This is a genomic window from Escherichia sp. E2748 (assembly GCF_005781125.1).
Classification (GTDB): Bacteria; Pseudomonadota; Gammaproteobacteria; order Enterobacterales; family Enterobacteriaceae; genus Escherichia.
Map to the genome: position 1 here is coordinate 782,361 of NZ_VATP01000001.1, position 26,592 is coordinate 808,952.

Below are 26,592 nucleotides of genomic sequence, written 5' to 3' on the forward strand. Positions count from 1 at the left end.
ATAAGGTTAGCGCAAGAATAAGGTGTAAAAACACGAGCTAACGCACACCACAGACTGATTATTGCCCAAAAATCTTTATTTGTTGCTATTCCATTCCTCCCAGGTTGTGATCCTTATCTCGGGGTCTTTGCCTGTAGCGCTCTGGGCGAGCCCGGCAACGAGTTCTCTTATCTCATCTTCGTTTTGCGTACTGATAAGTCCAAAGGTATTCGTCCCGAGTTCATGGATATTCCCATCATCGTCTGTCATGGTCAGTGAAAAGCCATCGCGTGTCAGAAAGTTATTTAACTCATTAATTTCAGTTAATGTATCTTCATGCAACATGACGGTAATGACATAACGGACAAGATCGCCACCAGCCATAATTCACCTCTTTGTTATCACGTGATTTTTTAGCATAGTCGCAGAAACGCATTGCTGACAGGTTTGTGGTGATTCCCCCAACCGAGGGGGGAATGTCTCGATTAGCGGGAAAGGTAAGCGTAAATTTTTTGTGTATCGTCATGGGAGCACAGGCGTGTTCCTTGATTGAGTGTTGCGGCACTACCGGCAGCTACGCCAAAACGAACCATTTCATCAAGCGAGGCATTTTCTGCCAGCTTCAGCGTCATAGCCCCAACCATACTGTCGCCAGCACCGACGGTACTTTGGCTTTTTAGCGGCGGTGGCACAACCTGAATGCAGTTTTCGCTATCTACCCCCAACGCTCCTTGTGGACCAAGGGAAACGACGACCCGTTTGGCCTTACCACTATTAACAATTTCCTGCGCGGCTTTACGCACATCATCGGGTTGAGTGAGTTCGCGACCTACCAGTGCGCTGAGTTCTTTTTGGTTAGGTTTAACTAACTCGATATTGCCAATCGCCAGTGCTGCGCTTAAGGCTTCGCCGGAACTGTCGACGATGCAGCGTATTCCTTGTTTTTGCGCAGCAGAAATAAGCTGCGTTAACTTTTCCAGTTTCACGCCTGGTGGCAGGCTTCCACTAATAACCAGAATAGCCCCTGACTCGATTTCCAGAACTTGTTCTTCAAGTTGACGAAATTCATCTTCGCTTAAAGCTGCGCCGGGCATGACAAAGCGATACTGCTCACCGCTGGATTCCACATGTACATGCAGATTCTGGCGGGTCCAGTCCTTCGCTTCGACAGTGGCAACAGGGACATTTTCATCGGCCAGCAGAGCGACGAGATGTTCGCCGGTCGCGCCGCCGGCCGGGAATATAGCCGTCGCGCTCCCGCCCAGATGAGCAATAGCGCGAGCGACATTAATACCGCCACCACCTGGTTCAAACACGGGGGCAGTACAGCGCAGTTTTCCTTCGGGGTAAATTTGCGGGGTAATTGTTGCGCTATCGAGAGAGGGCGCAAGTGTCAACGTATAGATACGTACCATCATTTCCTCCTATAGGCTGATTTCAGTCTGGCACTGAATCAGTGGAAAGTGAAGGAATTAACAATATGATTTATTAGATATTTATATAAAATTAATAAGGTAAAGATATATAAATAAATATCTGTTTTCGCAACGCGCTTATTCAAAAAATGAAATAAGAAGTCATTGCTAAGTTTTTCACTCCTTTTTATAATTTGTCACCTTTCCAGGGACGCTACTCTTTGATCCTTAAGAAAGTTTCCGGGACCGCGATGGTCTCTTTTTTTGTTGTACGGACTTTTAATAAATGAAGCTTTTGAAGACAGTTCCTGCCATCGTTATGTTGGCGGGGGGTATGTTTGCGTCTCTGACTGCAACTGCCGATGATTCCGTTTTTACTGTCATGGACGATCCTGCCAGCGCAAAAAAACCTTTCGAAGGTAATCTGAACGCAGGTTACCTTGCACAATCAGGCAACACGAAAAGTTCCTCTCTGACGGCTGATACCACTATGACCTGGTATGGGCAGACGACTGCCTGGTCGCTGTGGGGAAATGCCAGCAATACTTCTTCTAATGATGAGCGTTCTTCGGAAAAATATGCAGTAGGTGGTCGTAGCCGTTTTAATTTAACTGATTATGATTATCTGTTTGGTCAGGCAAGTTGGCTGACAGACCGTTATAACGGCTATCGGGAACGAGATGTATTGACTGCGGGTTATGGTCGCCAGTTTTTAAATGGCCCGGTACACAGCTTCCGCTTTGAATTCGGTCCTGGCGTGCGTTACGACAAATATACCGATAATGCCAGTGAAACGCAGCCGCTGGGGTATGCCTCCGGAGCTTATGCGTGGCAGTTGACCGACAACGCTAAATTTACCCAGGGTGTATCGGTTTTTGGTGCTGAAGACACTACGCTGAACTCGGAAAGTGCATTAAATGTTGCCATCAATGAACATTTCGGTCTGAAGGTGGCCTACAACGTTACATGGAACTCTGAACCGCCTGAGTCTGCGCCGGAACATACCGATCGCCGCACCACGTTATCGCTGGGCTACAGGATGTAATAATGTGCCGGGCCGTGTTCTGCGGTCTGGCTGCATTGTTTGTTGATAGCGCCTCACCGTTCAGCCCCAAATCATCGCTGCCCAGCGCAGCAACAGCATCGCGCCGCAAATAGACAGCAGGACGACCACCATCTTCCAGTGTTTTTTGTTGAAACGTTTTGTCGGCATGCGTTTTTCCAGGGGATTTCCAGTCTTCAATAATCGAGTGTAACAAAAGGGTCAGGTGTTGCCTGTATTGATTTATATCATATCAAACATGATGATTGTCGCTTTGCCCGATAACAATTACCGTGTAAACTGCCAAGCGGTATTATCAGAAAGTGGGTGTAGGTCTGGCATCGCCAATCAGCATGCTGTGACATATTTCGCAGAGTGAAGCGGGAATCAGCCCAAACCTTTTTGATAAATTTCATATGAATCTTTGTATGTGATCTTTCGTGTGGGTCACCACTGCAAATAAGGATATAACATGCCTGTTATTACTCTTCCTGATGGCAGCCAACGCCATTACGACCACGCTGTAAGCCCCATGGATGTTGCGCTGGACATTGGTCCAGGTCTGGCGAAAGCCTGTATCGCAGGGCGCGTTAATGGCGAACTGGTAGATGCGTGCGATTTGATTGAAAACGACGCTAAACTGGCGATCATTACCGCTAAAGACGAAGAAGGTCTGGAGATCATTCGTCACTCCTGCGCGCACCTGTTAGGGCACGCAATTAAACAACTTTGGCCGCATACCAAAATGGCAATCGGCCCGGTTATTGACAACGGTTTCTATTACGACGTTGATCTTGACCGCACGTTAACCCAGGAAGATGTCGAAGCACTCGAGAAGCGGATGCATGAGCTTGCTGAGAAAAACTACGACGTCATTAAGAAGAAAGTCAGCTGGCACGAAGCGCGTGAAACGTTCGTTAAACGCGGCGAGAGCTATAAAGTCTCCATCCTGGACGAAAACATCGCCCATGATGACCAGCCTGGCCTCTATTTCCACGAAGAATATGTCGATATGTGCCGCGGTCCGCACGTACCGAATATGCGTTTCTGCCACCATTTCAAACTGATGAAAACGGCAGGGGCCTACTGGCGCGGCGACAGCAACAACAAAATGTTGCAACGTATTTATGGTACTGCGTGGGCAGATAAAAAAGCCCTCAACGCGTACCTGCAGCGTCTGGAAGAAGCCGCTAAACGCGACCACCGTAAAATCGGTAAACAGCTCGACCTGTACCATATGCAGGAAGAAGCGCCGGGTATGGTGTTCTGGCACAATGACGGCTGGACCATCTTCCGTGAACTGGAAGTGTTCGTTCGCTCTAAACTGAAAGAGTACCAGTATCAGGAAGTTAAAGGCCCGTTTATGATGGACCGCGTCCTGTGGGAAAAAACCGGTCACTGGGAAAACTATAAAGATGCAATGTTCACCACCTCTTCTGAGAACCGTGAATACTGCATTAAGCCGATGAACTGTCCGGGTCACGTACAAATCTTTAACCAGGGGCTGAAGTCGTATCGCGATCTGCCGCTGCGTATGGCCGAGTTCGGTAGCTGCCACCGTAACGAGCCGTCAGGATCCCTGCACGGCCTGATGCGCGTGCGTGGTTTTACCCAGGATGACGCGCATATCTTCTGTACTGAAGAACAAATTCGCGATGAAGTTAACGGATGTATCCGTTTAGTCTATGATATGTACAGCACTTTTGGCTTCGAGAAGATCGTGGTCAAGCTTTCCACTCGTCCTGAAAAACGTATTGGCAGTGACGAAATGTGGGATCGTGCTGAGGCGGACCTGGCAGTTGCGCTGGAAGAAAACAACATCCCGTTTGAGTATCAACTGGGTGAAGGCGCGTTCTACGGTCCGAAAATTGAATTTACCCTGTATGACTGCCTCGATCGTGCATGGCAGTGCGGTACAGTACAGCTGGACTTCTCCTTACCGTCTCGTCTGAGCGCTTCCTATGTAGGCGAAGACAACGAGCGTAAGGTTCCGGTAATGATTCACCGTGCAATTCTTGGGTCGATGGAACGTTTCATCGGTATCCTGACCGAAGAGTTCGCTGGTTTCTTCCCGACCTGGCTTGCGCCGGTTCAGGTTGTTATCATGAACATTACGGATTCACAGTCTGAATACGTTAACGAATTGACGCAAAAACTATCAAATGCGGGCATTCGTGTTAAAGCAGACTTGAGAAATGAGAAGATTGGCTTTAAAATCCGCGAGCACACTTTGCGTCGCGTCCCATATATGCTGGTCTGTGGTGATAAAGAGGTGGAATCTGGCAAAGTTGCCGTTCGCACCCGCCGTGGTAAAGACCTGGGAAGCATGGACGTAAATGAAGTGATCGAGAAGCTGCAACAAGAGATTCGCAGCCGCAGTCTTAAACAATTGGAGGAATAAGGTATTAAAGGCGGAAAACGAGTTCAAACGGCGCGTCCTAACCGTATCAATGGCGAAATTCGCGCCCAGGAAGTTCGCTTAACAGGTTTGGAAGGCGAGCAGCTTGGTATTGTGAGTCTGAGAGAAGCTCTGGAGAAAGCTGAAGAAGCCGGAGTAGACTTAGTCGAGATCAGCCCTAACGCCGAGCCGCCGGTTTGTCGTATAATGGATTACGGCAAATTCCTCTATGAAAAGAGCAAGTCTTCTAAGGAACAGAAGAAAAAGCAAAAAGTTATCCAGGTTAAGGAAATTAAATTCCGTCCTGGTACAGATGAAGGCGACTATCAGGTAAAACTCCGCAGCCTGATTCGCTTTCTCGAAGAGGGTGATAAAGCCAAAATCACGCTGCGTTTCCGCGGTCGTGAGATGGCGCACCAGCAAATCGGTATGGAAGTGCTTAATCGCGTGAAAGATGATTTGCAAGAACTGGCAGTGGTCGAATCTTTCCCAACGAAGATTGAAGGCCGCCAGATGATCATGGTGCTCGCTCCTAAGAAGAAACAGTAAGGCCATCAAGTAATCATTCCTGTGGGCCTCGGCTCACAGGGTGATTCGCCTTTGTTTCTGTTTATCAACAATGCGAAGTGGAAGTTATTAAAATGCCAAAAATTAAGACCGTACGCGGTGCTGCTAAGCGCTTCAAAAAAACCGGTAAAGGTGGTTTTAAGCACAAGCACGCTAACCTGCGTCACATTCTGACCAAAAAAGCGACCAAACGTAAACGTCACCTGCGTCCGAAAGCCATGGTTTCCAAAGGCGATCTGGGCCTGGTAATCGCGTGCCTGCCGTACGCATAAGCCGTTAACGTTTTTTAACTTTTTAATTAGAATATAGATACAGGAGAGCACATATGGCTCGCGTAAAACGTGGTGTTATTGCACGCGCACGTCACAAGAAAATTTTGAAACAAGCTAAAGGCTACTACGGTGCGCGTTCTCGCGTATACCGCGTTGCCTTCCAGGCTGTTATCAAAGCTGGTCAGTATGCTTACCGTGACCGTCGTCAACGTAAGCGTCAGTTCCGTCAACTGTGGATTGCGCGTATCAACGCAGCAGCACGTCAGAACGGTATTTCTTACAGCAAATTCATCAATGGCCTGAAAAAAGCCTCTGTTGAAATCGACCGTAAGATCCTGGCTGATATCGCAGTATTCGACAAAGTAGCGTTCACCGCTCTGGTTGAAAAAGCGAAAGCAGCTCTGGCATAAGCCAGTTGAAAGAGGGAGCTAGTCTCCCTCTTTTCGTTTCAACACCATCAAAACATTGACTTTTATCGCCGTAGCCTTTTCAATAAAGGTCTTTTGAAAAGTACCAAAAGGTAACGCAAGCAATGAATGCTGCTATTTTCCGCTTCTTTTTTTACTTTAGCACCTGACTCCAGGAGGCTAGCGCGTGAGAAGAGAAACGGAAAACAGCGCCTGAAAGCCTCCCAGTGGAGGCTTTTTTTGTATGCGCGTTTTGAAAAATAAAAAGCCTGTCTCGTCAGGCGTAATTGTCGCAGCCAGTCTGGACACGGCCAGCGCGGAGAAACCGGAGCGTACTTAAGTACGTGAGGATTTCGAGCACTGCCCGGGACCAAAATGGCAAGTAAAATAGCCTGATGGGATAGGCTCTAAGTCCAACGAACCAGTGTCACCACTGACACAATGAGGAAAACCATGTCACATCTCGCAGAACTGGTTGCCAGTGCGAAGGCGGCCATTAGCCAGGCGTCAGATGTTGCCGCGTTAGACAATGTGCGCGTCGAATATTTGGGTAAAAAAGGGCACTTAACCCTTCAGATGACGACCCTGCGTGAGCTGCCGCCAGAAGAGCGTCCGGCAGCTGGTGCGGTTATCAACGAAGCGAAAGAGCAAGTTCAGCAGGCGCTGAATGCGCGTAAAGCTGAACTGGAAAGCGCAGCGCTGAATGCGCGTCTGGCTGCGGAAACTATCGATGTTTCCCTCCCTGGTCGTCGTATCGAAAACGGTGGCCTGCACCCGGTTACCCGCACTATCGACCGTATCGAAAGTTTCTTCGGTGAGCTTGGCTTTACCGTGGCAACCGGGCCGGAAATCGAAGACGATTATCATAACTTCGATGCTCTGAACATTCCTGGTCACCACCCGGCGCGCGCTGACCACGACACTTTCTGGTTTGACGCTACCCGCCTGCTGCGTACCCAGACCTCTGGCGTACAGATCCGCACCATGAAAGCCCAGCAGCCGCCGATTCGTATTATCGCGCCTGGCCGCGTTTACCGTAACGACTACGACCAGACTCACACGCCGATGTTCCATCAGATGGAAGGTCTGATTGTTGATACCAACATCAGCTTTACCAACCTGAAAGGCACGCTGCACGACTTCCTGCGTAACTTCTTTGAAGAAGATTTGCAGATTCGCTTCCGTCCTTCCTACTTCCCGTTCACCGAACCTTCTGCAGAAGTGGACGTCATGGGTAAAAACGGTAAATGGCTGGAAGTACTGGGCTGCGGGATGGTGCATCCGAACGTGCTGCGTAATGTTGGCATCGATCCGGAAGTTTACTCCGGTTTCGCCTTCGGTATGGGGATGGAGCGTCTGACCATGTTGCGTTACGGCGTCACCGACCTGCGTTCATTCTTCGAAAACGATCTGCGTTTCCTCAAACAGTTTAAATAAGGCAGGAATAGATTATGAAATTCAGTGAACTGTGGTTACGCGAATGGGTGAACCCGGCGATCGATAGTGATGCGCTGGCGAATCAAATCACGATGGCGGGCCTGGAAGTTGACGGTGTAGAACCGGTTGCCGGTAGCTTCCACGGCGTGGTCGTTGGTGAAGTGGTTGAATGTGCGCAGCATCCGAATGCTGACAAACTGCGAGTGACCAAAGTCAATGTCGGTGGCGATCGCCTGCTGGACATCGTCTGCGGCGCGCCAAACTGTCGTCAGGGCCTGCGTGTGGCGGTAGCAACTATTGGTGCTGTACTGCCGGGCGATTTCAAAATTAAAGCCGCGAAACTGCGCGGTGAACCGTCTGAAGGGATGCTGTGCTCCTTCTCTGAGCTGGGTATTTCTGACGATCATAACGGTATTATCGAACTGCCTGCGGATGCGCCAATTGGCACCGACATCCGTGAATACCTGAAACTTGATGACAACACCATCGAAATCAGTGTGACGCCAAACCGTGCAGACTGCTTAGGCATTATCGGTGTAGCGCGTGATGTTGCCGTGCTGAACCAGCTTCCGCTGGTTGAACCGGAAATTGTCCCGGTTGGTGCAACCATCGATGACACGCTGCCGATTGCGGTAGAAGCGCCGGAAGCCTGCCCGCGTTATCTTGGCCGCGTAGTAAAAGGCATTAACGTTAAAGCGCCAACTCCGCTGTGGATGAAAGAAAAACTGCGTCGTTGCGGGATTCGTTCTATCGATGCAGTGGTTGACGTCACCAACTACGTGCTGCTCGAACTGGGTCAGCCGATGCACGCTTTCGACAAAGATCGCATTGAAGGCGGCATTGTGGTGCGGATGGCGAAAGAGGGCGAAACGCTGGTACTGCTCGACGGTACCGAAGCGAAGCTGAACGCTGACACCCTGGTCATCGCCGACCACAACAAGGCGCTGGCGATGGGCGGTATCTTCGGTGGCGAACACTCTGGAGTGAATGACGAAACGCAAAACGTCCTGCTGGAATGCGCGTTCTTCAGCCCGCTGTCTATCACCGGTCGTGCTCGTCGTCATGGCCTGCATACTGATGCTTCTCACCGTTATGAGCGTGGTGTTGATCCGGCACTGCAGCACAAAGCAATGGAACGTGCGACCCGTCTGCTGATCGATATCTGCGGCGGTGAAGCTGGCCCGGTTATCGATATCACTAACGAAGCAACGTTGCCGAAGCGTGCGACCATCACTCTGCGTCGTAGCAAATTGGATCGTCTGATCGGCCATCATATTGCCGATGCACAGGTGACTGACATTCTGCGTCGTCTCGGCTGTGAAGTTACCGAAGGCAAGGACGAGTGGCAGGCTGTTGCACCGAGCTGGCGTTTCGACATGGAGATTGAAGAAGATCTGGTCGAAGAAGTGGCGCGTGTTTACGGCTACAACAACATCCCGGATGAACCGGTGCAGGCGAGCCTGATTATGGGGACTCACCGTGAAGCCGATTTGTCACTCAAGCGCGTGAAAACGCTGCTCAACGACAAAGGCTATCAGGAAGTGATCACCTATAGCTTCGTTGATCCGAAAGTGCAGCAGATGATCCACCCGGGCGTTGAAGCCTTACTGCTGCCAAGCCCGATTTCCGTTGAAATGTCGGCAATGCGTCTTTCTCTGTGGACCGGTCTGCTGGCAACTGTAGTGTACAACCAGAACCGTCAGCAAAACCGTGTGCGCATTTTTGAAAGCGGTCTGCGCTTCGTGCCAGATACGCAGGCGCCATTGGGCATTCGTCAGGATCTGATGTTAGCCGGTGTGATTTGCGGTAACCGTTACGAAGAGCACTGGAACCTGGCAAAAGAGACTGTTGATTTCTATGATTTGAAAGGCGATCTTGAATCCGTTCTCGACCTGACCGGTAAACTGGCTGATGTTGAGTTCCGTGCAGAAGCGAATCCGGCACTGCATCCGGGACAATCCGCAGCGATTTATCTGAAAGGTGAACGTATTGGTTTTGTTGGGGTTGTTCATCCTGAACTGGAACGTAAACTGGATCTTAACGGTCGCACTCTGGTGTTTGAACTGGAGTGGAACAAGCTCGCAGACCGCGTGGTGCCTCAAGCGCGCGAGATTTCGCGCTTCCCGGCGAACCGTCGTGACATCGCGGTTGTGGTTGCAGAAAACGTTCCCGCAGCGGATATTTTATCCGAATGTAAGAAAGTTGGCGTAAATCAGGTAGTTGGCGTAAACTTGTTTGACGTGTACCGCGGTAAGGGTGTTGCGGAGGGGTATAAGAGCCTCGCCATAAGCCTGATCCTGCAAGATACCAGCCGTACACTCGAAGAAGAGGAGATTGCCGCTACCGTCGCCAAATGTGTAGAGGCATTAAAAGAGCGATTCCAGGCATCATTGAGGGATTGAACCTATGGCGCTTACAAAAGCTGAAATGTCAGAATATCTGTTTGATAAGCTTGGGCTTAGCAAGCGGGATGCCAAAGAACTGGTTGAACTGTTTTTCGAAGAGATCCGTCGCGCTCTGGAAAACGGCGAGCAGGTGAAACTCTCTGGTTTTGGTAACTTCGATCTGCGTGATAAGAATCAACGCCCGGGACGTAACCCGAAAACGGGCGAGGATATTCCCATTACAGCACGGCGCGTGGTGACCTTCAGACCCGGGCAGAAGTTAAAAAGCCGGGTCGAAAACGCCACACCCAAAGACGAGTAATCTGATCTAACTAAAAAGGCCGCTCTGCGGCCTTTTTTCTTTTCACTGTCGAAGAGTCACCGTAAAATCAACGGAATGACACTTCAGCAGAACGGATACCATGCTGACACTTGCCCGCCAACAACAGCGACAAAATATTCGCTGGTTATTATGCCTGTCAGTTTTGATGCTGCTGGCGCTTCTCTTAAGCCTTTGCGCTGGTGAACAATGGATTTCACCTGCCGACTGGTTCACTCCTCGTGGCGAACTGTTCGTCTGGCAAATTCGCCTGCCACGTACCCTGGCTGTATTGCTGGTTGGCGCGGCGCTGGCGTTATCAGGCGCGGTCATGCAGGCGCTGTTTGAAAACCCTCTTGCGGAGCCGGGGCTGCTTGGCGTCTCTAACGGCGCTGGAGTGGGGCTTATCGCCGCTGTATTGCTCGGACAAGGGCAGTTACCGAACTGGGCGCTGGGGCTGTGTGCGATTGCTGGCGCGCTTATTATCACCTTAATTCTCTTGCGTTTTGCCCGTCGTCATCTTTCAACCAGCCGATTACTGCTGGCTGGTGTTGCGCTGGGTATCATCTGTAGCGCGTTAATGACGTGGGCCATCTACTTTTCCACGTCTGTTGATTTACGCCAACTGATGTACTGGATGATGGGCGGCTTTGGCGGTGTGGACTGGCGGCAAAGTTGGCTGATGGTGGCCTTGATTCCGGTGTTGCTGTGGATTTGCTGTCAGTCCCGACCAATGAATATGTTAGCGCTGGGTGAAATCTCGGCGCGACAACTGGGGTTACCACTGTGGCTCTGGCGCAATGTACTGGTCGCGGCTACCGGTTGGATGGTCGGTGTCAGTGTGGCGTTGGCTGGCGCTATTGGGTTTATTGGCCTGGTTATCCCGCATATTCTGCGGCTGTGCGGATTAACCGATCACCGGGTATTACTTCCCGGCTGCGCGCTGGTTGGTGCTACTGCGTTGCTGCTTGCCGATATTGTTGCTCGACTGGCGCTGGCTTCCGCAGAGTTACCGATTGGTGTGGTCACCGCCACCCTGGGTGCGCCGGTGTTTATCTGGTTATTGTTAAAAGCAGGACGTTAGCCGCATAAAGACGGTCTATGATTAAAAGCTAAGATTTTTACTGACCTTATCCAGGAGACACGATGCAAGATCCCATTCTGACCACCGTAGTGAAGACGATTGACGGGGAAGTGACCACGCTGGAGAAATATGCCGGTAATGTGCTGCTAATTGTTAATGTCGCTTCAAAGTGTGGCTTAACGCCGCAATATGAACAGTTGGAGAACATCCAGAAAGCCTGGGCCGATCGTGGTTTCGTCGTGCTGGGATTTCCGTGCAACCAGTTCCTTGAACAAGAACCAGGTAGTGATGAAGAAATTAAAACTTATTGCACCACCACTTGGGGCGTGACGTTCCCAATGTTCAGTAAAATTGAGGTCAATGGCGAAGGTCGTCATCCGCTATATCAAAAATTGATTGCCGCAGCGCCGACGGCGGTGGCACCGGAAGAGAGCGGTTTCTACGCGCGAATGGCCAGCAAAGGCCGTGCGCCACTGTACCCTGATGATATTTTGTGGAATTTTGAAAAGTTTCTGGTGGGTAGAGACGGAAAGGTCATCCAGCGTTTTTCCCCGGATATGACGCCGGAAGATCCTATTGTAATGGAAAGCATTAAACTGGCGTTGGCAAAATAATGTCTATTGTGATGCAGTTACAGGATGTAGCGGAATCAACCCGCCTGGGGCCGCTTTCTGGCGAGGTCCGGGCAGGGGAGATCCTGCATCTGGTGGGACCGAACGGCGCGGGCAAGAGCACCTTGCTGGCGCGAATGGCGGGGATGACCAGTGGTCAGGGAAGCATTCAGTTTGCAGGTAAACCACTGGATACCTGGCCCGCAACAAAACTCGCCCTGCATCGCGCCTATCTTGCACAACAACAGACACCGCCGTTTGCTATGCCGGTCTGGCATTACCTGACCATGCACCAGCACGATAAAACGCGAACCGATCTGCTAAATGATGTCGCAGGGGCGTTGGCCCTTGATGACAAACTCGGTCGAAGCACCAATCAACTATCCGGTGGTGAATGGCAACGTGTCCGTCTTGCTGCTGTGGTGTTACAAATCACGCCGCAAGCGAATCCGGCAGGTCAATTGCTTCTCCTTGATGAACCCATGAACAGCCTTGATGTTGCCCAGCAAAGCGCGTTAGATAAAATTTTGAGCGCGCTCTGTCAGCAAGGCGTGGCGATTGTGATGAGCAGTCACGATCTTAACCACACATTGCGTCACGCGCATCGGGCGTGGTTACTTAAACAAGGAAAACTGCTTGCCAGTGGGCGGAGAGATGAAGTACTAACGCCGCCGAATCTGGCCCAGGCTTATGGCATGAGCTTCCGTCGTCTGGACATTGAAGGTCACCGAATGCTGATTTCGACCACCTGATTTCATTAGCATCTTGAAAAACGGGTAATTTCGACGCTAAATTAATGCAAGAATAAAAAACAGAGGATTCGTACGGAATGCGTTTCTGCCTAATTTTAATTACAGCACTGTTTCTGGCCGGGTGTAGCCATCATAAAGCGCCGCCGCCAAACGCCAGGCTTTCTGACTCCATTACTGTCATTGCCGGTTTGAACGATCAACTACAGAGCTGGCATGGTACGCCGTATCGTTATGGCGGCATGACTCGACGTGGAGTGGACTGTTCGGGTTTCGTGGTTGTGACGATGCGTGACCGTTTCGACTTACAGTTGCCACGCGAAACAAAACAACAGGCCGCTATCGGTACCCAAATTGATAAAGAAGAATTGCTGCCAGGCGATCTGGTCTTTTTCAAAACAGGTTCCGGGCAAAATGGTTTACACGTGGGTATTTACGATACCAACAATCAATTCATTCACGCCTCTACCAGCAAGGGGGTGATGCGTTCTTCCCTCGATAATGTCTACTGGCAGAAAAATTTCTGGCAGGCGAGACGAATCTAGTATCTCAATAAATGGACGGTGCTGATACCGCACCGTCTGTTAACTCCTGAATACAGTAGTATTTTGCAGACAAAAATACCGCAAATGGAATATTCGTTTATACTCAGGATAATCTAAAAAAAGGACCCCTGAAAAAGTGGTTAACATGGAACAAATGAAAGTTATTCCCTCTGTATTTGTTATGCCTTATGGCCTCAAACTTTTTATCTGGATGTTGAAAAAAATCCGAAGAGAGGGGCTGTTACCATGAGGGTCTTACTGGAGAATCTTTATCATTCTGATTACTATTTTCTACCGATAAGAGACAGCCAACAAAATCTTGTTGGGGTTGAGTTAATAACCCATTTCTCCAGTGACGACGGTACGGTTCGCATCCCGACGACACGGGTTATTGCACAACTTTCAGAGGAGCAGCATTGGCAATTATTTGCCGAAAAGTTGGAATTACTAAAATCATGCCAACATTTTTTCATTCAACATAAACTCTTTGCCTGGATTAATTTAACGCCACAAGTAGCAAAGTTATTATTAGATAGGGATAATTACGCAAGCAAACTATTAAAAATTCCCTTTGCTGAATTGATGATTAATGAAAATTATCCTCATCTTAATGAGGGAAAAGATAATTATGAACTTTTGCACTTATCGCAAATTTTTCCATTGGTTTTGGGAAATTTGGGTGCGGGCAACAGTACAATGAAGGCTGTTTTTGATGGGCTTTTCACTCGCGTCATGCTGGATAAAGGTTTTATTCAGCAACAAATAGTCCATAAATCTTTCGCGCCTTTTATTCGTGCGCTCCATGCGCAAATTTCACCTTGTTGCAATTGTATTATTGCTGCTGGTATTAATACACCGGAGATGTTGGCGCAGATGGTGCCGTTTGGTTTCCATGCTTTTCAGGGATGCTTGTGGCCCGCAGTTCCCGTAAGCCAGATAACAACGCTGGTCCAGCGATAACCCTCTTGTTTGCTGGTGTTTAAGACGAGAGTAACCGTCTACACTATCAAACAGGAGGATCTATGACCCTGTCTTTTATTACCCGCTGGCGTGATGAATTGCCGGCAACATATACATCGCTTTCCCCTACGCCTTTAAATAATGCCCGGTTGATTTGGTATAACGCCGAACTGGCTAATACGCTGGGTGTTCCATCGTCGCTGTTTGAAAGTGGCGCGGGTGTCTGGGGCGGCGAAACTTTACTGCCAGGCATGTCGCCACTGGCCCAGGTCTACAGTGGCCACCAGTTTGGTGTCTGGGCGGGGCAGCTTGGCGACGGGCGCGGTATTTTACTCGGCGAGCAACAGTTTGCCGACGGCACCACCATGGACTGGCATCTGAAAGGTGCGGGGCTGACGCCTTATTCGCGGATGGGCGACGGACGTGCGGTTTTACGTTCAACAATTCGCGAAAGTCTTGCCAGTGAGGCAATGCATCACCTTGGCATTCCGACGACACGCGCCTTAAGCATTGTTACCAGCGATACGCCGGTTTACCGGGAGACGGTCGAATCAGGAGCGATGCTGATGCGCGTAGCGCAGAGTCATTTGCGATTTGGCCACTTTGAACACTTTTACTATCGTCGGGAACCGGAAAAAGTTCGCCAGCTGGCTGACTTCGCCATTCGCTATTACTGGCCGCATCTTCAGGATGAAGAGGATAAATACCACCTCTGGTTTACCGATATTGTCGCACGTACGGCTTCGTTAATCGCCAGCTGGCAGACAGTCGGTTTTGCTCACGGGGTGATGAACACGGATAACATGTCGATTCTCGGGCTGACGCTGGATTATGGTCCATTTGCTTTCCTCGATGATTATGAACCGGGCTTTATTTGTAATCACTCTGATCATCAGGGACGTTACAGCTTTGATAATCAACCTGCCGTTGCGTTGTGGAATTTACAGCGTCTGGCGCAGACATTGTCGCCGTTTATCACTGTCGACGCGTTAAACGAGGCACTGGAAAGCTATCAACAGGTTTTGTTGACGCATTATGGAAAACGTATGCGGCAGAAGCTGGGCTTTATGACGGAGCAAAAAGAGGATAATGCGCTACTGAATGAATTGTTCAGTCTGATGGCGCAAGAGCGCAGTGATTATACTCGCACATTCCGCATGTTAAGCCTGACCGAGCAGCACAGTGCGGCTTCACCGCTGCGCGATGAGTTTATTGACCGCGCGGCGTTTGATGACTGGTTTACGCGTTATCGGGCGCGCTTGCAACAAGACGGAGTTGCCGATAGTGAACGTCAGCAACTGATGCAGAGCGTCAATCCTGCGCTGGTATTGCGAAACTGGCTGGCACAACGCGCTATTGAGGCGGCAGAAAAGGGCGATATGACAGAATTACAACGTCTGCATGAAGCGTTGCGAAATCCTTTCAGCGACAGGGATGATGACTATGTCAGTCGTCCACCTGACTGGGGTAAACGGCTTGAAGTCAGCTGCTCGAGTTAAAGGCTACTTGGTCAACAGCAGCTTGCCAGCCTGAGTTTTACGGAGCAGATATTCTTGCCCGTCATGATCGATAATCAGTTTGCCATTAGGACCTAACAGTGTCTGGCTGGTAATTCGCCGAATGGGCTGCGGGGAAGCGGTCTTGTGATTGGCATCCGTTTCAGGCGTGAGTTTTCTGCTATCCGTATAACGCATAAAAATTAATAATAATTGATATAACAATGATTCTTATTATCAATATTATGGCAAACCAGAGCAAGCAGTAATTTGTTGAGAAGACAACAAGTTGCGCAGAAATGCCCATTCCGTCAGGAATGGGCACGCATTCAGAAGCGGGAATCTACCGCAGAGGCGAGTTTTTCGACCAGGCGTTCAGTATCTTCCCAACCTAAACAAGGATCGGTAATCGACTGACCGTAGGTGAGCGGCTGACCGCTGACGATTTTTTGTGTACCTTCGCGCAGGAAACTTTCTGCCATAATTCCGGCAATTGCCGTGGAGCCATTGCGGATTTGCTGGCAAACATCTTCACAGACTTCTAACTGACGGCGGTGCTGCTTCTGGCAGTTACCGTGGCTGAAATCAACCACCAGATGTTCAGGTAAATCAAACTCGTGAAGCGTATCGCAGGCTGCGGCGATATCATCGGCATGGTAGTTCGGTTTTTTGCCGCCACGCATAATAATATGGCCGTATGGGTTGCCGCTGGTCTGATAGATGGTCATCTGACCGTTTTTGTCTGGCGAGAGGAACATATGGCTGGCACGGGCTGCGCGGATAGCATCCACGGCAATCCGTGTGTTGCCATCGGTACCATTTTTAAAACCTACCGGACAGGAGAGCGCTGACGCCATTTCACGGTGGATTTGGCTCTCGGTGGTACGTGCGCCAATTGCGCCCCAGCTAATTAAGTCAGCAATAAACTGACCGGTCACCATATCGAGGAACTCGGTCGCGGTGGGAACGCCCAGTTCATTTACCTGCAACAGCAACTTACGTGCCATTTCAAGGCCGTGATTAACGCGATAGCTGCCGTTTAAATCCGGATCGGAGATGAGTCCTTTCCAGCCGACAACGGTACGCGGTTTTTCAAAATAGGTGCGCATTACAATTTCCAGTCGTGACTGGTACTGGTTGCGCAACGCCTGCAGACGGGTGGCATACTCCATGGCAGCGGTCAGATCGTGGATCGAGCAGGGTCCAATAATGACCAATAGCCGCTTGTCTTCACCGTTCAGTATTTTTTCAATTCTGCGGCGGGAATCAATGACATGGTTGGCGACGCCAGGCGTTACGGGATACCGTAGCGCGAGTTCGGCGGGCGTTACCAGGCTCTCGATACGCGCAGTACGGAGTTCGTCAGTTCTGTTCATTACAAGTCTCAGAAATTTGTTGCTTCAACGGCAGGACTACCGGGAAGTGATGCGCATCACGATAAACCAATCGCAGCTGATTTCAAGTGCGAGGTGTGTCACACCTCGCCGGGTGGTTAGCATGATAACAAAAAAATAGGCTAATGCACTAGTTCTCTAGTACATTCGACGGCTTAGGCCCATGATATCGAGGATCTTGGTGGCAATCTCTTCTACCGAATAATTGGTACTGTTAATCCACGGGATCTGATTTTTACGGTACAACGCTTCCACTTCCGCAACCTCCATCCGGCACTGGCGAAGCGAGGCATAGCGACTGTTTTCCCGACGCTCTTCGCGAATCGCCGCCAGACGCTCAGGGTCGATAGTCAGTCCGAACAATTTATGCTGAAGCGGTTTGAGCGACGCGGGCAGCACCAGATTATCCATGTCATCGGCAATAAAGGGGTAGTTTGCCGCGCGGATACCAAACTGCATCGCCAGATACAGGCTGGTGGGGGTTTTACCACAGCGAGAGACGCCGAGCAGGATCACCTGAGCCTGGTCCAGATTGCGCAACGAAATGCCGTCGTCATGGGCGAGGGTGTAATCAATCGCCGCAATGCGCGCATCATATTTATTGAGATTATTAGGGTTCAGGCCATGGGTACGATGAGCAATCGGCGTTGGATCCAGTTTCATCTCTTGTTGTAGCGGGGCAACCAGCGCCTGCACAATATCCTGGCAAAAACCTTCGCTTTGCAAAATGATGGCGCGGATTTCCGGTAGCACAATGGAGTAAAAAACCAGCGGGCGCACACCTGTCTGGTGATAAATTGCGTCAATCTGATCCTTCACGGCCCGAGCACGGCTCTCATTTTCGACAAACGGCAGCGTAATGCTGCTGATAGTAACGGGAAATTGTGACATCACTGCGTGTCCTAATACCTCCGCAGTTATAGCCGTACCATCAGAAATATAAAAAACGTGGCGATCAACAGCATTATCCATTTTGTTCTTCCCGTGATGCAGACATAATTCTATGAAAGCATAAATTAAAAACGTACAGAAGCGTAGAAGGTTATGCCTGGTTTATAAAATGAACCTTCAATTTTATATTTTATGAAAACAGTATTTCATTTTTACGCTTTCGTTTATACCGATGGTTTATGTGGAAATTACTGAAGATAGCGGATTTGCGCAACGCTGGGATCAGTCTTAAAAAGTAAAAAAATATATTTGCTTGAACGATTCACCGTTTTTTTCATCCGGTTAAATATGCAAAGATAAATACGCAGAAATGTGTTTCTCAAACCGTTCATTTATCACAAAAGGATTGTTCGATGTCCAACAATGGCTCGTCACCGCTGGTGCTTTGGTATAACCAACTCGGCATGAATGATGTAGACAGGGTTGGGGGCAAAAATGCCTCCCTGGGTGAAATGATTACTAACCTTTCCGGAATGGGCGTTTCCGTTCCGAATGGTTTCGCCACAACCGCCGACGCGTTTAACCAGTTTCTGGACCAAAGCGGCGTAAACCAGCGCATTTATGAACTGCTGGATAAAACGGATATTGACGATGTTACCCAGCTTGCGAAAGCGGGCGCGCAAATCCGCCAGTGGATTATCGACACTCCCTTTCAGCCTGAGCTGGAAAACGCCATCCGCGAAGCCTATGCACAGCTTTCCGCCGATGACGAAAATGCCTCTTTTGCGGTGCGTTCCTCCGCCACCGCAGAAGATATGCCGGACGCCTCTTTTGCCGGTCAGCAGGAAACCTTCCTCAACGTTCAGGGTTTTGACTCCGTTCTCGTGGCAGTGAAACATGTCTTTGCTTCTCTGTTTAACGATCGCGCCATCTCTTATCGTGTGCATCAGGGTTACGATCACCGTGGCGTGGCACTCTCCGCCGGTGTTCAGCGGATGGTGCGCTCCGACCTCGCATCTTCTGGGGTGATGTTCTCCATTGATACCGAATCCGGCTTTGACCAGGTGGTGTTTATCACTTCCGCATGGGGCCTGGGTGAAATGGTCGTGCAGGGCGCGGTTAACCCGGATGAGTTTTACGTGCATAAACCGACACTGGCAGCGAATCGCCCGGCTATCGTGCGCCGTACCATGGGGTCGAAAAAAATCCGCATGGTCTACGCGCCGACCCAGGAGCACGGCAAGCAGGTTAAAATCGAAGACGTACCGCAGGAACAGCGTGACATCTTCTCGCTGACCAACGAAGAAGTGCAGGAACTGGCAAAACAGGCCGTACAAATTGAGAAACACTACGGTCGCCCAATGGATATTGAGTGGGCGAAAGATGGCCACACCGGTAAATTGTTTATCGTGCAGGCGCGTCCAGAAACTGTACGTTCTCGCGGTCAGGTGATGGAACGTTATACGTTGCATTCACAGGGCAAGATTATCGCCGAAGGCCGCGCTATCGGTCATCGCATCGGCGCGGGTCCGGTGAAAGTCATTCATGACATCAGCGAAATGAACCGCATCGAACCTGGCGACGTGCTGGTTACTGACATGACCGACCCGGACTGGGAACCGATCATGAAGAAAGCGTCTGCCATCGTCACCAACCGTGGCGGTCGTACCTGTCACGCGGCAATTATCGCTCGTGAACTGGGTATTCCGGCGGTAGTGGGCTGCGGTGATGCGACCGAACGGATGAAAGACGGTGAGAACGTCACCGTTTCTTGTGCCGAAGGCGATACCGGTTACGTCTATGCGGAGTTGCTTGAATTCAGTGTGAAAAGCTCCAGCGTGGAAACCATGCCGGACCTGCCACTGAAAGTGATGATGAACGTCGGTAACCCTGACCGTGCGTTTGACTTTGCCTGCCTGCCGAACGAAGGCGTGGGCCTTGCGCGTCTGGAATTTATCATCAACCGCATGATTGGCGTTCACCCCCGCGCACTGCTTGAGTTTGATGACCAGGAACCACAGTTACAAAATGAAATTCGCGAGATGATGAAAGGCTTCGATTCTCCGCGCGAATTTTACGTTGGCCGTCTGACCGAAGGGATCGCGACGCTGGGCGCCGCGTTTTATCCGAAACGCGTGATTGTCCGTCTTTCTGATTTTAAATCCAACGAATACGCCAATTTGGTGGGTGGTGAGCGTTACGAGCCGCATGAAGAGAACCCGATGCTGGGCTTCCGTGGCGCGGGCCGCTACGTTTCTGACAGCTTCCGCGACTGCTTCGCACTGGAGTGTGAAGCGGTGAAACGTGTGCGCAACGACATGGGACTGACCAACGTAGAGATCATGATCCCGTTCGTGCGTACCGTAGACCAGGCGAAAGCAGTGGTTGAAGAACTGGCGCGTCAGGGGCTGAAACGTGGCGAGAACGGGCTGAAAATCATCATGATGTGCGAAATTCCGTCCAACGCCTTGCTGGCTGAACAGTTCCTCGAATATTTCGACGGCTTCTCAATTGGCTCAAACGACATGACACAGCTGGCGCTCGGTCTGGACCGCGACTCCGGCGTGGTGTCTGAACTGTTCGATGAGCGCAACGACGCCGTGAAAGCACTGCTGTCGATGGCGATCCGTGCTGCGAAGAAACAGGGCAAGTATGTCGGCATTTGCGGTCAGGGACCGTCTGACCACGAAGACTTTGCTGCATGGCTGATGGAAGAGGGGATCGATAGCCTGTCTCTGAACCCGGACACCGTGGTGCAAACCTGGTTAAGCCTGGCTGAACTGAAGAAGTAAATAAAAACCCGGCGGCGTTCAGTCGCCGGGTCCATTTCTATATCCCCACCTTTTATCAACCTACTTCGGGCAAACGCGCTCGTGCAATATAAAAAGCTTCCGGGCATCATCTGAATAATTGGCTGGTGTTCTTTCTGATTTTAATTCGTTTGCGATCCTCTCCACAGAATAATTCTCAATACTGTTTTTTCTCAAAGCCGAATGTGACCACTCGTCAATTTCCTTAAGCATATGCGTAATTTTTTCGTCCAGAGTTCGTTGGATTGCACGAAGTCACTGGCGAGTCCCGTTTTTATACTGTCTTCAACCACAGCATAAAAAGGGATATGGATATGAAAAATTACCGCACCGTTATTCAGACATAAGCGCAGATTATGTAATTCAGAGAATTTATTCGAACTAAAACCGATTTTCTGATTTGTCTGGCTGTACAGAAAACAGGATAAATTCCCTCCGCGAGCGGAGGGAAACAGCTACAGGGATTGCATATGAGTTGCTATTTGAAAGTCCTGATTTGTGCGATTGTCGCACTCGCTATATGGTTTTCCCCCGTCCCTGACGGATTAACACCCTTAACCTGGCACATTCTGGCCATATTCATCACCACTGTGGTGGCGTTTATTCTGCAGCCGTTGCCGGTAGGCGCTATCGCGTTAATAGCCATCAGTTTTATTATGCTGACCGGCATGATGAAAACCAGCGAAGCCTTAAAAGGTTTCAGCAGCACCACGGTATGGCTTATTGTCGCCGCATTCCTGTACGCGAAAGGATTCATTAAAACGGGGTTGGGGCGGCGTATCGCCTATTTGCTGATTCGCGGATTTGGCGGCAGCTCGTTACGTCTGGGTTATACATTGGCGCTAAGCGATATGATTATCGCGCCCGCAACGCCATCAAACACAGCGCGAGCAGGGGGAATTTTGTTCCCGATTGTTCGCAGTGTCTCTAACAGCTTTGGATCTGAACCGGATCAAGGGCCGCGTAAAATTGGCGCTTATCTGATGCAGACGGTGTTCCATTCCAACTGTCTCTCATCCTCGATGTTTATGACGGCCAGCGCGCCAAATGCACTCATTGTATCTCTGGCGGCCAGCACCTTATTTGTCGATATCTCATGGGGGATGTGGACGCTAAGCGCACTAGTGCCGGGCATTATCGCTTTTATCACTATGCCGTTGGTCATTTACAAACTCTACCCGCCAGAGATCAAAAAGACGCCAGAAGCCAAAGCGTTGGCACAGGAAGAACTTATCAAAATGGGGCCGGTAACCCGAGATGAGCGCGTGACGATTGGCATTTTCCTGCTTTCATTATTGGCCTGGAGTACATCGAAATGGACTGGTCTGGATGCGACCGCTGTCGCGCTTTCCGGCGTCTGTTTAATGTTGATGACCCGGATTATCACTTGGCAGGATGTGCAGTCAGAGAAGGGGGCCTGGGACATTCTGGTCTGGCTGGGCGTCATGATTTGTATGGCAGATAAGCTCAATCAGCTTGGCCTGTTCAAATGGTTCGCCGTCACAACCTCGGCTCTGTTCACCGGCATTCCCTGGGAAATAACACTGACGGTTTTGCTGATAGTTTACTGCTATTCCCACTATTTCTTTGCCGGAAGTACGCCGCATGTAGTGGCGATGTATGCCGCTTTTGGCAGCGTCTCGGTTGCTGCAGGCGCGCCGCCGATGATGGCTGCTCTGTCACTGGCGTTCGTCACTAACCTGATGAGCGGCATTTCGCATTATGGCAACGGACCCGCAGTCATCTATTACGGCGCTGGCTATGTCTCGCAACGAGAATGGTGGCGGCTGGGCTTTATCGTCATGTTGTTGAACATTGTCATCTGGTTCGGACTGGGGGCGGTGTGGTGGAAAATTCTTGGCCTATGGTAAGTGGCCTGCGGCAAACATCAATCAAGGAATAGTGTATGAACTTAAAAGATATTCAGGTGGCGATCGTCGGCAAATTAAGCGACCGCTTAATGGCTAAAGTTGAATCTACCTTCACCGCATATCGCCTGTGGGAACTGACCGACGCAGACGCTTTTTACACGCAGATCGCGCCGGATATTAAGGCGCTGGTGACCAGTGGTAATCCGGTAATGGGAGCTTCTCGGGCGCTAATTGAAAAATTTCCGAATCTGAAGATTATTGCCAGCAATGGTGTGGGCTATGACCCTATTGATATCGTGGCAGCCAGGGAGCATGGCGTTATCGTCACCAACACCCCTGGCGTGCTTAATGACTGTGTTGCAGACATTGGCATGGCGTTGTTACTCAATGTTGCCCGACGTATTAACATTGCCGATCGTTATGTTCGTGGCGGTCGTTGGCCAAACGAAGGGCGTTTCCCGATGGCGACGAAAGTGAGTGGTAAACGTTGCGGAATTGTTGGTCTGGGGAACATTGGTAATGCTGTAGCCCGCCGTGCAGCAGCATTTGAAATGGAAATTCACTATTTCGACCCAAAACCGCATAACAAACCTGAATGGACGGCGCATGATTCGCTGGTTTCTCTGGCGCAAGCGGTGGACTTCCTCGTTCTGACGCTGCCAGGCGGGGTAAGTACACGCGGCGTTATCGACAAAACTGTGCTGCAGGCTCTGGGGAAAACCGGACATTTGATCAGTATTTCCCGGGGATCAGTGGTGAACGAAACCGATCTGATTGATGCTCTGCAAAATAACATCATTGCTGGTGCGGCACTGGACGTTTATGCCAACGAACCACATGTGCCAGAACAATTAATGTCGCTGGATAACGTTGTCCTGACGCCACATATCGCCAGTGGTACGAGCGAAACGTTTAATGCAATGGCAGATTTGGTTTTTGATAACTTACAGGCTTTCTTTAGCGGACAGCCAGTTATTACTCCTGTTACTCAATAAGGCGGAAAATATGATTTATGGTGATATCGCGTATCTTAGTGAACAACAAAAGCGGACATTTCATCCTGTCATCGCTCGTGTCATTGAGTATCTTTCACAACATGATCTGAATAGTGTTCCTGTGGGGGAGAAGGTTTTTATTCAGGATGACTCAATTTTTTATACCGTGGTTGAACCGATGACTAAACCACTACATGAATGCCGACCAGAAGTTCATCGCAAATATCTTGATGTCCATTTCTTAATTGCCGGAGAAGAGCGGATTTGTGTGGATTTTGATGATGGAAAAAACTCGGTTGTAGAAAGCCACCTGGGCGACCGTGACGTTATTTTTTATGCTGATGAACGTATTAATGATCGGATAATCACGTTGACACCAGGACAGTTTGTGGTGGTCTTCCCGGAAGAGGTACATCGGGCATGTTATAAAGTCGATAACGTGGAGAAAATCAAAAAAACAGTCGTGAAAATCGACATGAGTTTATTATAGGCGGAGCTGGCTATGACAAAAATTGCCCTGGTGACAGGGGGAAGTAAAGGTATCGGCTACGCGGCAGCAAAGGCACTCTATGACATTGGATATACTGTTATTGTTGCCGCGCGTAACGAAGAAACCTTACAGCAATGTGCACAAGGTTTAGCCAAGGAACGCTTTATTCCTCTGGTTGCTGATGTCACGGATGAGTCCGCTGTCGTTGCACTATTTGCCGAGATTAAGGTTCGTTTTGGTCGACTGGATCTCTTGTTCAATAATGCGGGCAATAATAGTCCGGCAAAAAGTATTGAAGAGGTTGAGTTTACTGAGTGGACACGCGTGTTTAACGCCAATATTCACTCGACATTTTTGTGTTCGAAAGAAGCGATTAAAATCATGAAAGCGCAGCAGCCAATGGGAGGACGCATTATTAACAATGCGTCGATTTCCGCACTGACACCGCGCCTTTATACTGCGGCATACACGGCGTCGAAACATGCTGTTACCGGGTTGACCAAGGCCATTTCCCTTGATTGTCGCAAATTTAATATCGCTTGCGGGCAAATTAATATCGGCAATGCGGAAACGACATTATCGAATCGGATGCGTAAGGGCGTTTATCAGGCAGATGGCGCTATTAAAGCGGAAGATATGATGAATGTTGCTGATGTTGCAGCAGCCATTCAGATGATGGCCCAGTTGCCAGTAACCACGAATGTGCTGGAAATAACGATTATGGCAAATAATATGCCATATGTCGGACGTGGTTAATCGGGATTTAATAAAGCACCTTGCGTATAAGGTGCTTTATTATTTATGAATTATGCCTCAACGCATGTTTGTTCCAGCCGTTGAAGAATATCTTTGCGTAACAAAAATTTTTGTATTTTACCGGAGGCCGTGCGCGGCAGTTTTTCGATCACCACGATATGTTCAGGGTATTTATATTTCGCGACCCGTTTACGGCTAAAAAATGCCACTACATCTTCCAGCGATAATGAATGATGCGGCGCTTTCAGCACGACATAAGCGCATGAACGTTCACCTAAACGTTCATCGGGCATCGCAACCACACAGGCATCGTGAATTTTAGGATGCTGCAATAGAATATCTTCCACCTCACGGCTGCTAATATTTTCGCCGCCGCGAACAATAATATCTTTCTTGCGTCCGGTAATTTTTATATAACCAGCCTCATCCATGCGGCAGAGATCGCCACTGTAATACCAGCCCTCTTCATCCAGCGCGCGAGCGGTTAATTCAGGTTCATCAAAATAACCCATAAACACATTAGGGCCACGCGAAGCCTCTTCACCTTCGCAACCTGGCGGTAAGGTCTTGCGTGCATCATCGACCACTTTAATTTCCACCCCAGCGGCAGCGTAACCATCGGTGTGCATAAAGCGCGACAAAGGATCGTCGAGATTCACCACTGCATGTGGCGAGCTTTCCGTGGAACCATAAACGCTTAATAATTTAATGCCGCGTTGCTGGCATTCACGCGCCACTTTTTTGGGGATCGTGGTGCCGCCGCAAAGAAAGAAACGCAGCGCAGAAAGGTCGGCAGGCTGTTTCTCAAGTAGATTTAAAAGGTCATAAACAAACGGCGTTGCGCCGAGCATACAGGTACAACGTTGTTGCTCAAGCAGCGAGAGACAGGCTTCCGGGGTAAAAATATCTAACAACACGCTGCGGGCGCCAATCAAAAACGGCGCTGTTACACCATGCAGAAACCCCGTCGCGTGACCGAGTGGTGCAGGCATCATAAAGACATCCAGCCAGGTCAGATTCAGCCGCGCGCAATAAGCCCGCTCGCTGGCGAGAATATTATTATGCGTTAGCATCACGCCCTTTGGCATACCCTCAGTTCCGGAGGTAAATAGCACCGCCGCTAATTCATCGCCGTGGACCGATGTTGCGACGGCCAGCGGGGGATTGTCGGCAATAATCTGACTTAACGAGAGAGACGAGGTGGCGGGGGCCAGCTTATCCACGCCGACGATCTGTTGTAGTTGTGGAAGCTGATTTTGCAGTGGCAGGATTAAATCTACCGGACGCGTTTGTTTAAACAATGTCGGTGCAAAAAACATTTTTGCCTGACACTTATTGAGCACCCACACCAGTTCAGCTTCTCGCCAGGAAGGCAACAACGGCACGGAAACTGCACCGGTTTTCAGGCAGGCAAGATAGATAACGGTAAATTCACACCAGCCAGGCAATTGAAAAGCGATACGATCGCCCGATTCAATACCGTTAGCCAGTAACCAGCTTGCCAGACAGTTCGCAGCGTGATCGAGTGCGCTATAGGTGTACGATTCGCCATGATTATCGACAACGGCTATTTTGTCTGGCATCGCGCATGCAGTCTGCCGCCAGTAGTCGGCCAGCGAAGCATCGCCCCACAATCCTTGTTGTCGATAGGCTGCACGACGCTGCGCGTTAAACGTTAATGTCACTTTCATTTTGAACTCTCGAAACAGAACGTCAGGCC

Annotated in this window: 27 protein-coding genes and 1 other annotated feature; of the genes, 20 read left to right on the plus strand and 7 right to left on the minus strand. The window is 49.9% G+C overall.

Annotated elements, in window-relative coordinates; all coding sequences use genetic code 11:
- Positions 1–75: 75 nt before the first annotated feature.
- Both ghoS and pfkB read right to left on the minus strand, forming a co-directional pair.
- Positions 76–363 (minus strand): type V toxin-antitoxin system endoribonuclease antitoxin GhoS, encoded by a 288-nt coding sequence (gene ghoS, locus FEK42_RS03760; RefSeq protein WP_130218889.1) that lies wholly within the window; start codon positions 361–363, stop codon positions 76–78.
- Positions 364–464: 101 nt separating this feature from the next.
- A complete protein-coding gene (gene pfkB / locus FEK42_RS03765; protein WP_130208719.1) occupies positions 465–1,394 on the minus strand; it encodes a 6-phosphofructokinase II in 930 nt (309 codons plus the stop codon).
- A 286-nt stretch (positions 1,395–1,680) separates the two neighbouring features.
- Here pfkB and FEK42_RS03770 point away from each other — a divergent pair, with 286 nt between their 5' ends.
- Complete coding sequence (locus tag FEK42_RS03770) at positions 1,681–2,439, plus strand: YdiY family protein (protein WP_130208288.1); 759 nt, start codon at positions 1,681–1,683, stop codon at positions 2,437–2,439.
- Positions 2,440–2,499: 60 nt separating this feature from the next.
- Here the strand turns inward: FEK42_RS03770 and yniD are convergent, their stop codons facing one another.
- On the minus strand, positions 2,500–2,607 hold the full coding sequence (yniD, locus tag FEK42_RS03775) for a small membrane protein YniD (protein ID WP_064529152.1): 108 nt from the start codon (positions 2,605–2,607) through the stop codon (positions 2,500–2,502).
- 301 nt (positions 2,608–2,908) lie between these two features.
- Here yniD and thrS point away from each other — a divergent pair, with 301 nt between their 5' ends.
- The 14 genes from thrS to selO all read left to right on the plus strand — a co-directional run bounded on the left by thrS (position 2,909) and on the right by selO (position 15,668).
- Complete coding sequence (gene thrS, locus FEK42_RS03780; protein ID WP_130208286.1) at positions 2,909–4,837, plus strand: threonine--tRNA ligase; 1,929 nt, start codon at positions 2,909–2,911, stop codon at positions 4,835–4,837.
- Between the two features lie 3 nt (positions 4,838–4,840).
- Positions 4,841–5,383 carry a translation initiation factor IF-3 gene (infC, locus tag FEK42_RS03785; RefSeq protein WP_001700733.1) on the plus strand — a complete coding sequence of 181 codons (543 nt, stop codon included), beginning with the start codon at positions 4,841–4,843 and terminating at the stop codon, positions 5,381–5,383.
- A 92-nt stretch (positions 5,384–5,475) separates the two neighbouring features.
- Positions 5,476–5,673, plus strand: a complete 198-nt coding sequence (rpmI, locus tag FEK42_RS03790) for a 50S ribosomal protein L35 (protein WP_001124225.1) — start codon at positions 5,476–5,478, stop codon at positions 5,671–5,673.
- A gap of 53 nt (positions 5,674–5,726) precedes the next feature.
- Positions 5,727–6,083 carry a 50S ribosomal protein L20 gene (gene rplT, locus FEK42_RS03795; RefSeq protein WP_000124850.1) on the plus strand — a complete coding sequence of 119 codons (357 nt, stop codon included), beginning with the start codon at positions 5,727–5,729 and terminating at the stop codon, positions 6,081–6,083.
- A 116-nt stretch (positions 6,084–6,199) separates the two neighbouring features.
- Positions 6,200–6,324 (plus strand) — a sequence feature (Phe leader region).
- Positions 6,206–6,250: a pheST operon leader peptide PheM gene (gene pheM / locus FEK42_RS22755; protein ID WP_001386830.1), complete on the plus strand. Its 45-nt coding sequence runs from the start codon at positions 6,206–6,208 to the stop codon at positions 6,248–6,250. It overlaps the preceding feature by 45 nt.
- A 209-nt stretch (positions 6,325–6,533) precedes the next feature.
- Positions 6,534–7,517 carry a phenylalanine--tRNA ligase subunit alpha gene (gene pheS / locus FEK42_RS03805; RefSeq protein WP_000018588.1) on the plus strand — a complete coding sequence of 328 codons (984 nt, stop codon included), beginning with the start codon at positions 6,534–6,536 and terminating at the stop codon, positions 7,515–7,517.
- 14 nt (positions 7,518–7,531) lie between these two features.
- Positions 7,532–9,919 (plus strand): phenylalanine--tRNA ligase subunit beta, encoded by a 2,388-nt coding sequence (pheT, locus tag FEK42_RS03810; RefSeq protein ID WP_130259846.1) that lies wholly within the window; start codon positions 7,532–7,534, stop codon positions 9,917–9,919.
- A 4-nt stretch (positions 9,920–9,923) separates the two neighbouring features.
- On the plus strand, positions 9,924–10,223 hold the full coding sequence (gene ihfA, locus FEK42_RS03815) for an integration host factor subunit alpha (protein ID WP_002440155.1): 300 nt from the start codon (positions 9,924–9,926) through the stop codon (positions 10,221–10,223).
- Between the two features lie 100 nt (positions 10,224–10,323).
- Complete coding sequence (gene btuC / locus FEK42_RS03820; RefSeq protein WP_135492686.1) at positions 10,324–11,304, plus strand: vitamin B12 ABC transporter permease BtuC; 981 nt, start codon at positions 10,324–10,326, stop codon at positions 11,302–11,304.
- A gap of 62 nt (positions 11,305–11,366) precedes the next feature.
- Positions 11,367–11,918, plus strand: a complete 552-nt coding sequence (gene btuE / locus FEK42_RS03825) for a bifunctional thioredoxin/glutathione peroxidase (RefSeq protein ID WP_130208280.1) — start codon at positions 11,367–11,369, stop codon at positions 11,916–11,918.
- The gene (btuD, locus tag FEK42_RS03830; protein WP_130208278.1) at positions 11,918–12,667 is read left to right on the plus strand and encodes a vitamin B12 ABC transporter ATP-binding protein BtuD; all 750 of its coding nucleotides are present in this window, start codon (positions 11,918–11,920) and stop codon (positions 12,665–12,667) included. The genes btuE and btuD overlap by 1 nt, the downstream gene beginning before the upstream one ends.
- A 77-nt stretch (positions 12,668–12,744) precedes the next feature.
- Complete coding sequence (locus tag FEK42_RS03835) at positions 12,745–13,209, plus strand: NlpC/P60 family protein (protein ID WP_130208276.1); 465 nt, start codon at positions 12,745–12,747, stop codon at positions 13,207–13,209.
- A 246-nt stretch (positions 13,210–13,455) separates the two neighbouring features.
- Positions 13,456–14,169: an EAL domain-containing protein gene (locus tag FEK42_RS03840; protein ID WP_135407252.1), complete on the plus strand. Its 714-nt coding sequence runs from the start codon at positions 13,456–13,458 to the stop codon at positions 14,167–14,169.
- A gap of 62 nt (positions 14,170–14,231) precedes the next feature.
- Positions 14,232–15,668 (plus strand): protein adenylyltransferase SelO, encoded by a 1,437-nt coding sequence (gene selO, locus FEK42_RS03845; RefSeq protein WP_135492685.1) that lies wholly within the window; start codon positions 14,232–14,234, stop codon positions 15,666–15,668.
- A 3-nt stretch (positions 15,669–15,671) separates the two neighbouring features.
- On the opposite strand, the gene hemP is transcribed toward selO, so the two are convergent.
- The 3 genes from hemP to ppsR all read right to left on the minus strand — a co-directional run bounded on the left by hemP (position 15,672) and on the right by ppsR (position 18,031).
- Positions 15,672–15,863, minus strand: a complete 192-nt coding sequence (gene hemP, locus FEK42_RS03850; protein WP_130208717.1) for a hemin uptake protein HemP — start codon at positions 15,861–15,863, stop codon at positions 15,672–15,674.
- A 131-nt stretch (positions 15,864–15,994) separates the two neighbouring features.
- Complete coding sequence (gene aroH, locus FEK42_RS03855; RefSeq protein WP_131161178.1) at positions 15,995–17,041, minus strand: 3-deoxy-7-phosphoheptulonate synthase AroH; 1,047 nt, start codon at positions 17,039–17,041, stop codon at positions 15,995–15,997.
- Positions 17,042–17,197: 156 nt separating this feature from the next.
- The gene (gene ppsR / locus FEK42_RS03860; RefSeq protein WP_000368046.1) at positions 17,198–18,031 is read right to left on the minus strand and encodes a posphoenolpyruvate synthetase regulatory kinase/phosphorylase PpsR; all 834 of its coding nucleotides are present in this window, start codon (positions 18,029–18,031) and stop codon (positions 17,198–17,200) included.
- Between the two features lie 332 nt (positions 18,032–18,363).
- Between ppsR and ppsA the strand changes: the two genes are divergently transcribed.
- From ppsA to FEK42_RS03885, 5 genes are all read left to right on the plus strand, one after another.
- The gene (gene ppsA / locus FEK42_RS03865; RefSeq protein WP_138211740.1) at positions 18,364–20,742 is read left to right on the plus strand and encodes a phosphoenolpyruvate synthase; all 2,379 of its coding nucleotides are present in this window, start codon (positions 18,364–18,366) and stop codon (positions 20,740–20,742) included.
- A 488-nt stretch (positions 20,743–21,230) separates the two neighbouring features.
- Positions 21,231–22,631: an anion permease gene (locus FEK42_RS03870; RefSeq protein WP_001278076.1), complete on the plus strand. Its 1,401-nt coding sequence runs from the start codon at positions 21,231–21,233 to the stop codon at positions 22,629–22,631.
- Between the two features lie 35 nt (positions 22,632–22,666).
- On the plus strand, positions 22,667–23,626 hold the full coding sequence (locus tag FEK42_RS03875; RefSeq protein WP_130218909.1) for a 2-hydroxyacid dehydrogenase: 960 nt from the start codon (positions 22,667–22,669) through the stop codon (positions 23,624–23,626).
- 10 nt (positions 23,627–23,636) lie between these two features.
- Positions 23,637–24,116 (plus strand): YhcH/YjgK/YiaL family protein, encoded by a 480-nt coding sequence (locus tag FEK42_RS03880; RefSeq protein WP_135492684.1) that lies wholly within the window; start codon positions 23,637–23,639, stop codon positions 24,114–24,116.
- A gap of 12 nt (positions 24,117–24,128) precedes the next feature.
- Positions 24,129–24,872, plus strand: a complete 744-nt coding sequence (locus FEK42_RS03885; protein ID WP_130218913.1) for an SDR family oxidoreductase — start codon at positions 24,129–24,131, stop codon at positions 24,870–24,872.
- Positions 24,873–24,922: 50 nt separating this feature from the next.
- Here the strand turns inward: FEK42_RS03885 and fadK are convergent, their stop codons facing one another.
- The gene (gene fadK, locus FEK42_RS03890; RefSeq protein WP_135492683.1) at positions 24,923–26,563 is read right to left on the minus strand and encodes a medium-chain fatty-acid--CoA ligase; all 1,641 of its coding nucleotides are present in this window, start codon (positions 26,561–26,563) and stop codon (positions 24,923–24,925) included.
- Positions 26,564–26,592: the final 29 nt, after the last annotated feature.

What these genes read in the sequence shown, in the direction of transcription:
- btuC (WP_135492686.1), top strand. Translation starts at nt 10,324, where the DNA reads ATGCTGACACTTGCCCGCCAACAACAGCGACAAAATATTCGCTGGTTA.
- rpmI (WP_001124225.1), top strand. Translation starts at nt 5,476, where the DNA reads ATGCCAAAAATTAAGACCGTACGCGGTGCTGCTAAGCGCTTCAAAAAA.
- hemP (WP_130208717.1), bottom strand. Translation starts at nt 15,863, where the DNA reads ATGCGTTATACGGATAGCAGAAAACTCACGCCTGAAACGGATGCCAAT.
- aroH (WP_131161178.1), bottom strand. Translation starts at nt 17,041, where the DNA reads ATGAACAGAACTGACGAACTCCGTACTGCGCGTATCGAGAGCCTGGTA.
- btuE (WP_130208280.1), top strand. Translation starts at nt 11,367, where the DNA reads ATGCAAGATCCCATTCTGACCACCGTAGTGAAGACGATTGACGGGGAA.
- FEK42_RS03880 (WP_135492684.1), top strand. Translation starts at nt 23,637, where the DNA reads ATGATTTATGGTGATATCGCGTATCTTAGTGAACAACAAAAGCGGACA.
- ghoS (WP_130218889.1), bottom strand. Translation starts at nt 363, where the DNA reads ATGGCTGGTGGCGATCTTGTCCGTTATGTCATTACCGTCATGTTGCAT.
- rplT (WP_000124850.1), top strand. Translation starts at nt 5,727, where the DNA reads ATGGCTCGCGTAAAACGTGGTGTTATTGCACGCGCACGTCACAAGAAA.
- FEK42_RS03770 (WP_130208288.1), top strand. Translation starts at nt 1,681, where the DNA reads ATGAAGCTTTTGAAGACAGTTCCTGCCATCGTTATGTTGGCGGGGGGT.
- pfkB (WP_130208719.1), bottom strand. Translation starts at nt 1,394, where the DNA reads ATGGTACGTATCTATACGTTGACACTTGCGCCCTCTCTCGATAGCGCA.
- yniD (WP_064529152.1), bottom strand. Translation starts at nt 2,607, where the DNA reads ATGCCGACAAAACGTTTCAACAAAAAACACTGGAAGATGGTGGTCGTC.
- btuD (WP_130208278.1), top strand. Translation starts at nt 11,918, where the DNA reads ATGTCTATTGTGATGCAGTTACAGGATGTAGCGGAATCAACCCGCCTG.
- fadK (WP_135492683.1), bottom strand. Translation starts at nt 26,563, where the DNA reads ATGAAAGTGACATTAACGTTTAACGCGCAGCGTCGTGCAGCCTATCGA.
- pheT (WP_130259846.1), top strand. Translation starts at nt 7,532, where the DNA reads ATGAAATTCAGTGAACTGTGGTTACGCGAATGGGTGAACCCGGCGATC.
- ppsA (WP_138211740.1), top strand. Translation starts at nt 18,364, where the DNA reads ATGTCCAACAATGGCTCGTCACCGCTGGTGCTTTGGTATAACCAACTC.
- FEK42_RS03835 (WP_130208276.1), top strand. Translation starts at nt 12,745, where the DNA reads ATGCGTTTCTGCCTAATTTTAATTACAGCACTGTTTCTGGCCGGGTGT.
- pheS (WP_000018588.1), top strand. Translation starts at nt 6,534, where the DNA reads ATGTCACATCTCGCAGAACTGGTTGCCAGTGCGAAGGCGGCCATTAGC.
- ppsR (WP_000368046.1), bottom strand. Translation starts at nt 18,031, where the DNA reads ATGGATAATGCTGTTGATCGCCACGTTTTTTATATTTCTGATGGTACG.
- FEK42_RS03875 (WP_130218909.1), top strand. Translation starts at nt 22,667, where the DNA reads ATGAACTTAAAAGATATTCAGGTGGCGATCGTCGGCAAATTAAGCGAC.
- FEK42_RS03870 (WP_001278076.1), top strand. Translation starts at nt 21,231, where the DNA reads ATGAGTTGCTATTTGAAAGTCCTGATTTGTGCGATTGTCGCACTCGCT.
- ihfA (WP_002440155.1), top strand. Translation starts at nt 9,924, where the DNA reads ATGGCGCTTACAAAAGCTGAAATGTCAGAATATCTGTTTGATAAGCTT.
- thrS (WP_130208286.1), top strand. Translation starts at nt 2,909, where the DNA reads ATGCCTGTTATTACTCTTCCTGATGGCAGCCAACGCCATTACGACCAC.
- FEK42_RS03840 (WP_135407252.1), top strand. Translation starts at nt 13,456, where the DNA reads ATGAGGGTCTTACTGGAGAATCTTTATCATTCTGATTACTATTTTCTA.
- selO (WP_135492685.1), top strand. Translation starts at nt 14,232, where the DNA reads ATGACCCTGTCTTTTATTACCCGCTGGCGTGATGAATTGCCGGCAACA.
- FEK42_RS03885 (WP_130218913.1), top strand. Translation starts at nt 24,129, where the DNA reads ATGACAAAAATTGCCCTGGTGACAGGGGGAAGTAAAGGTATCGGCTAC.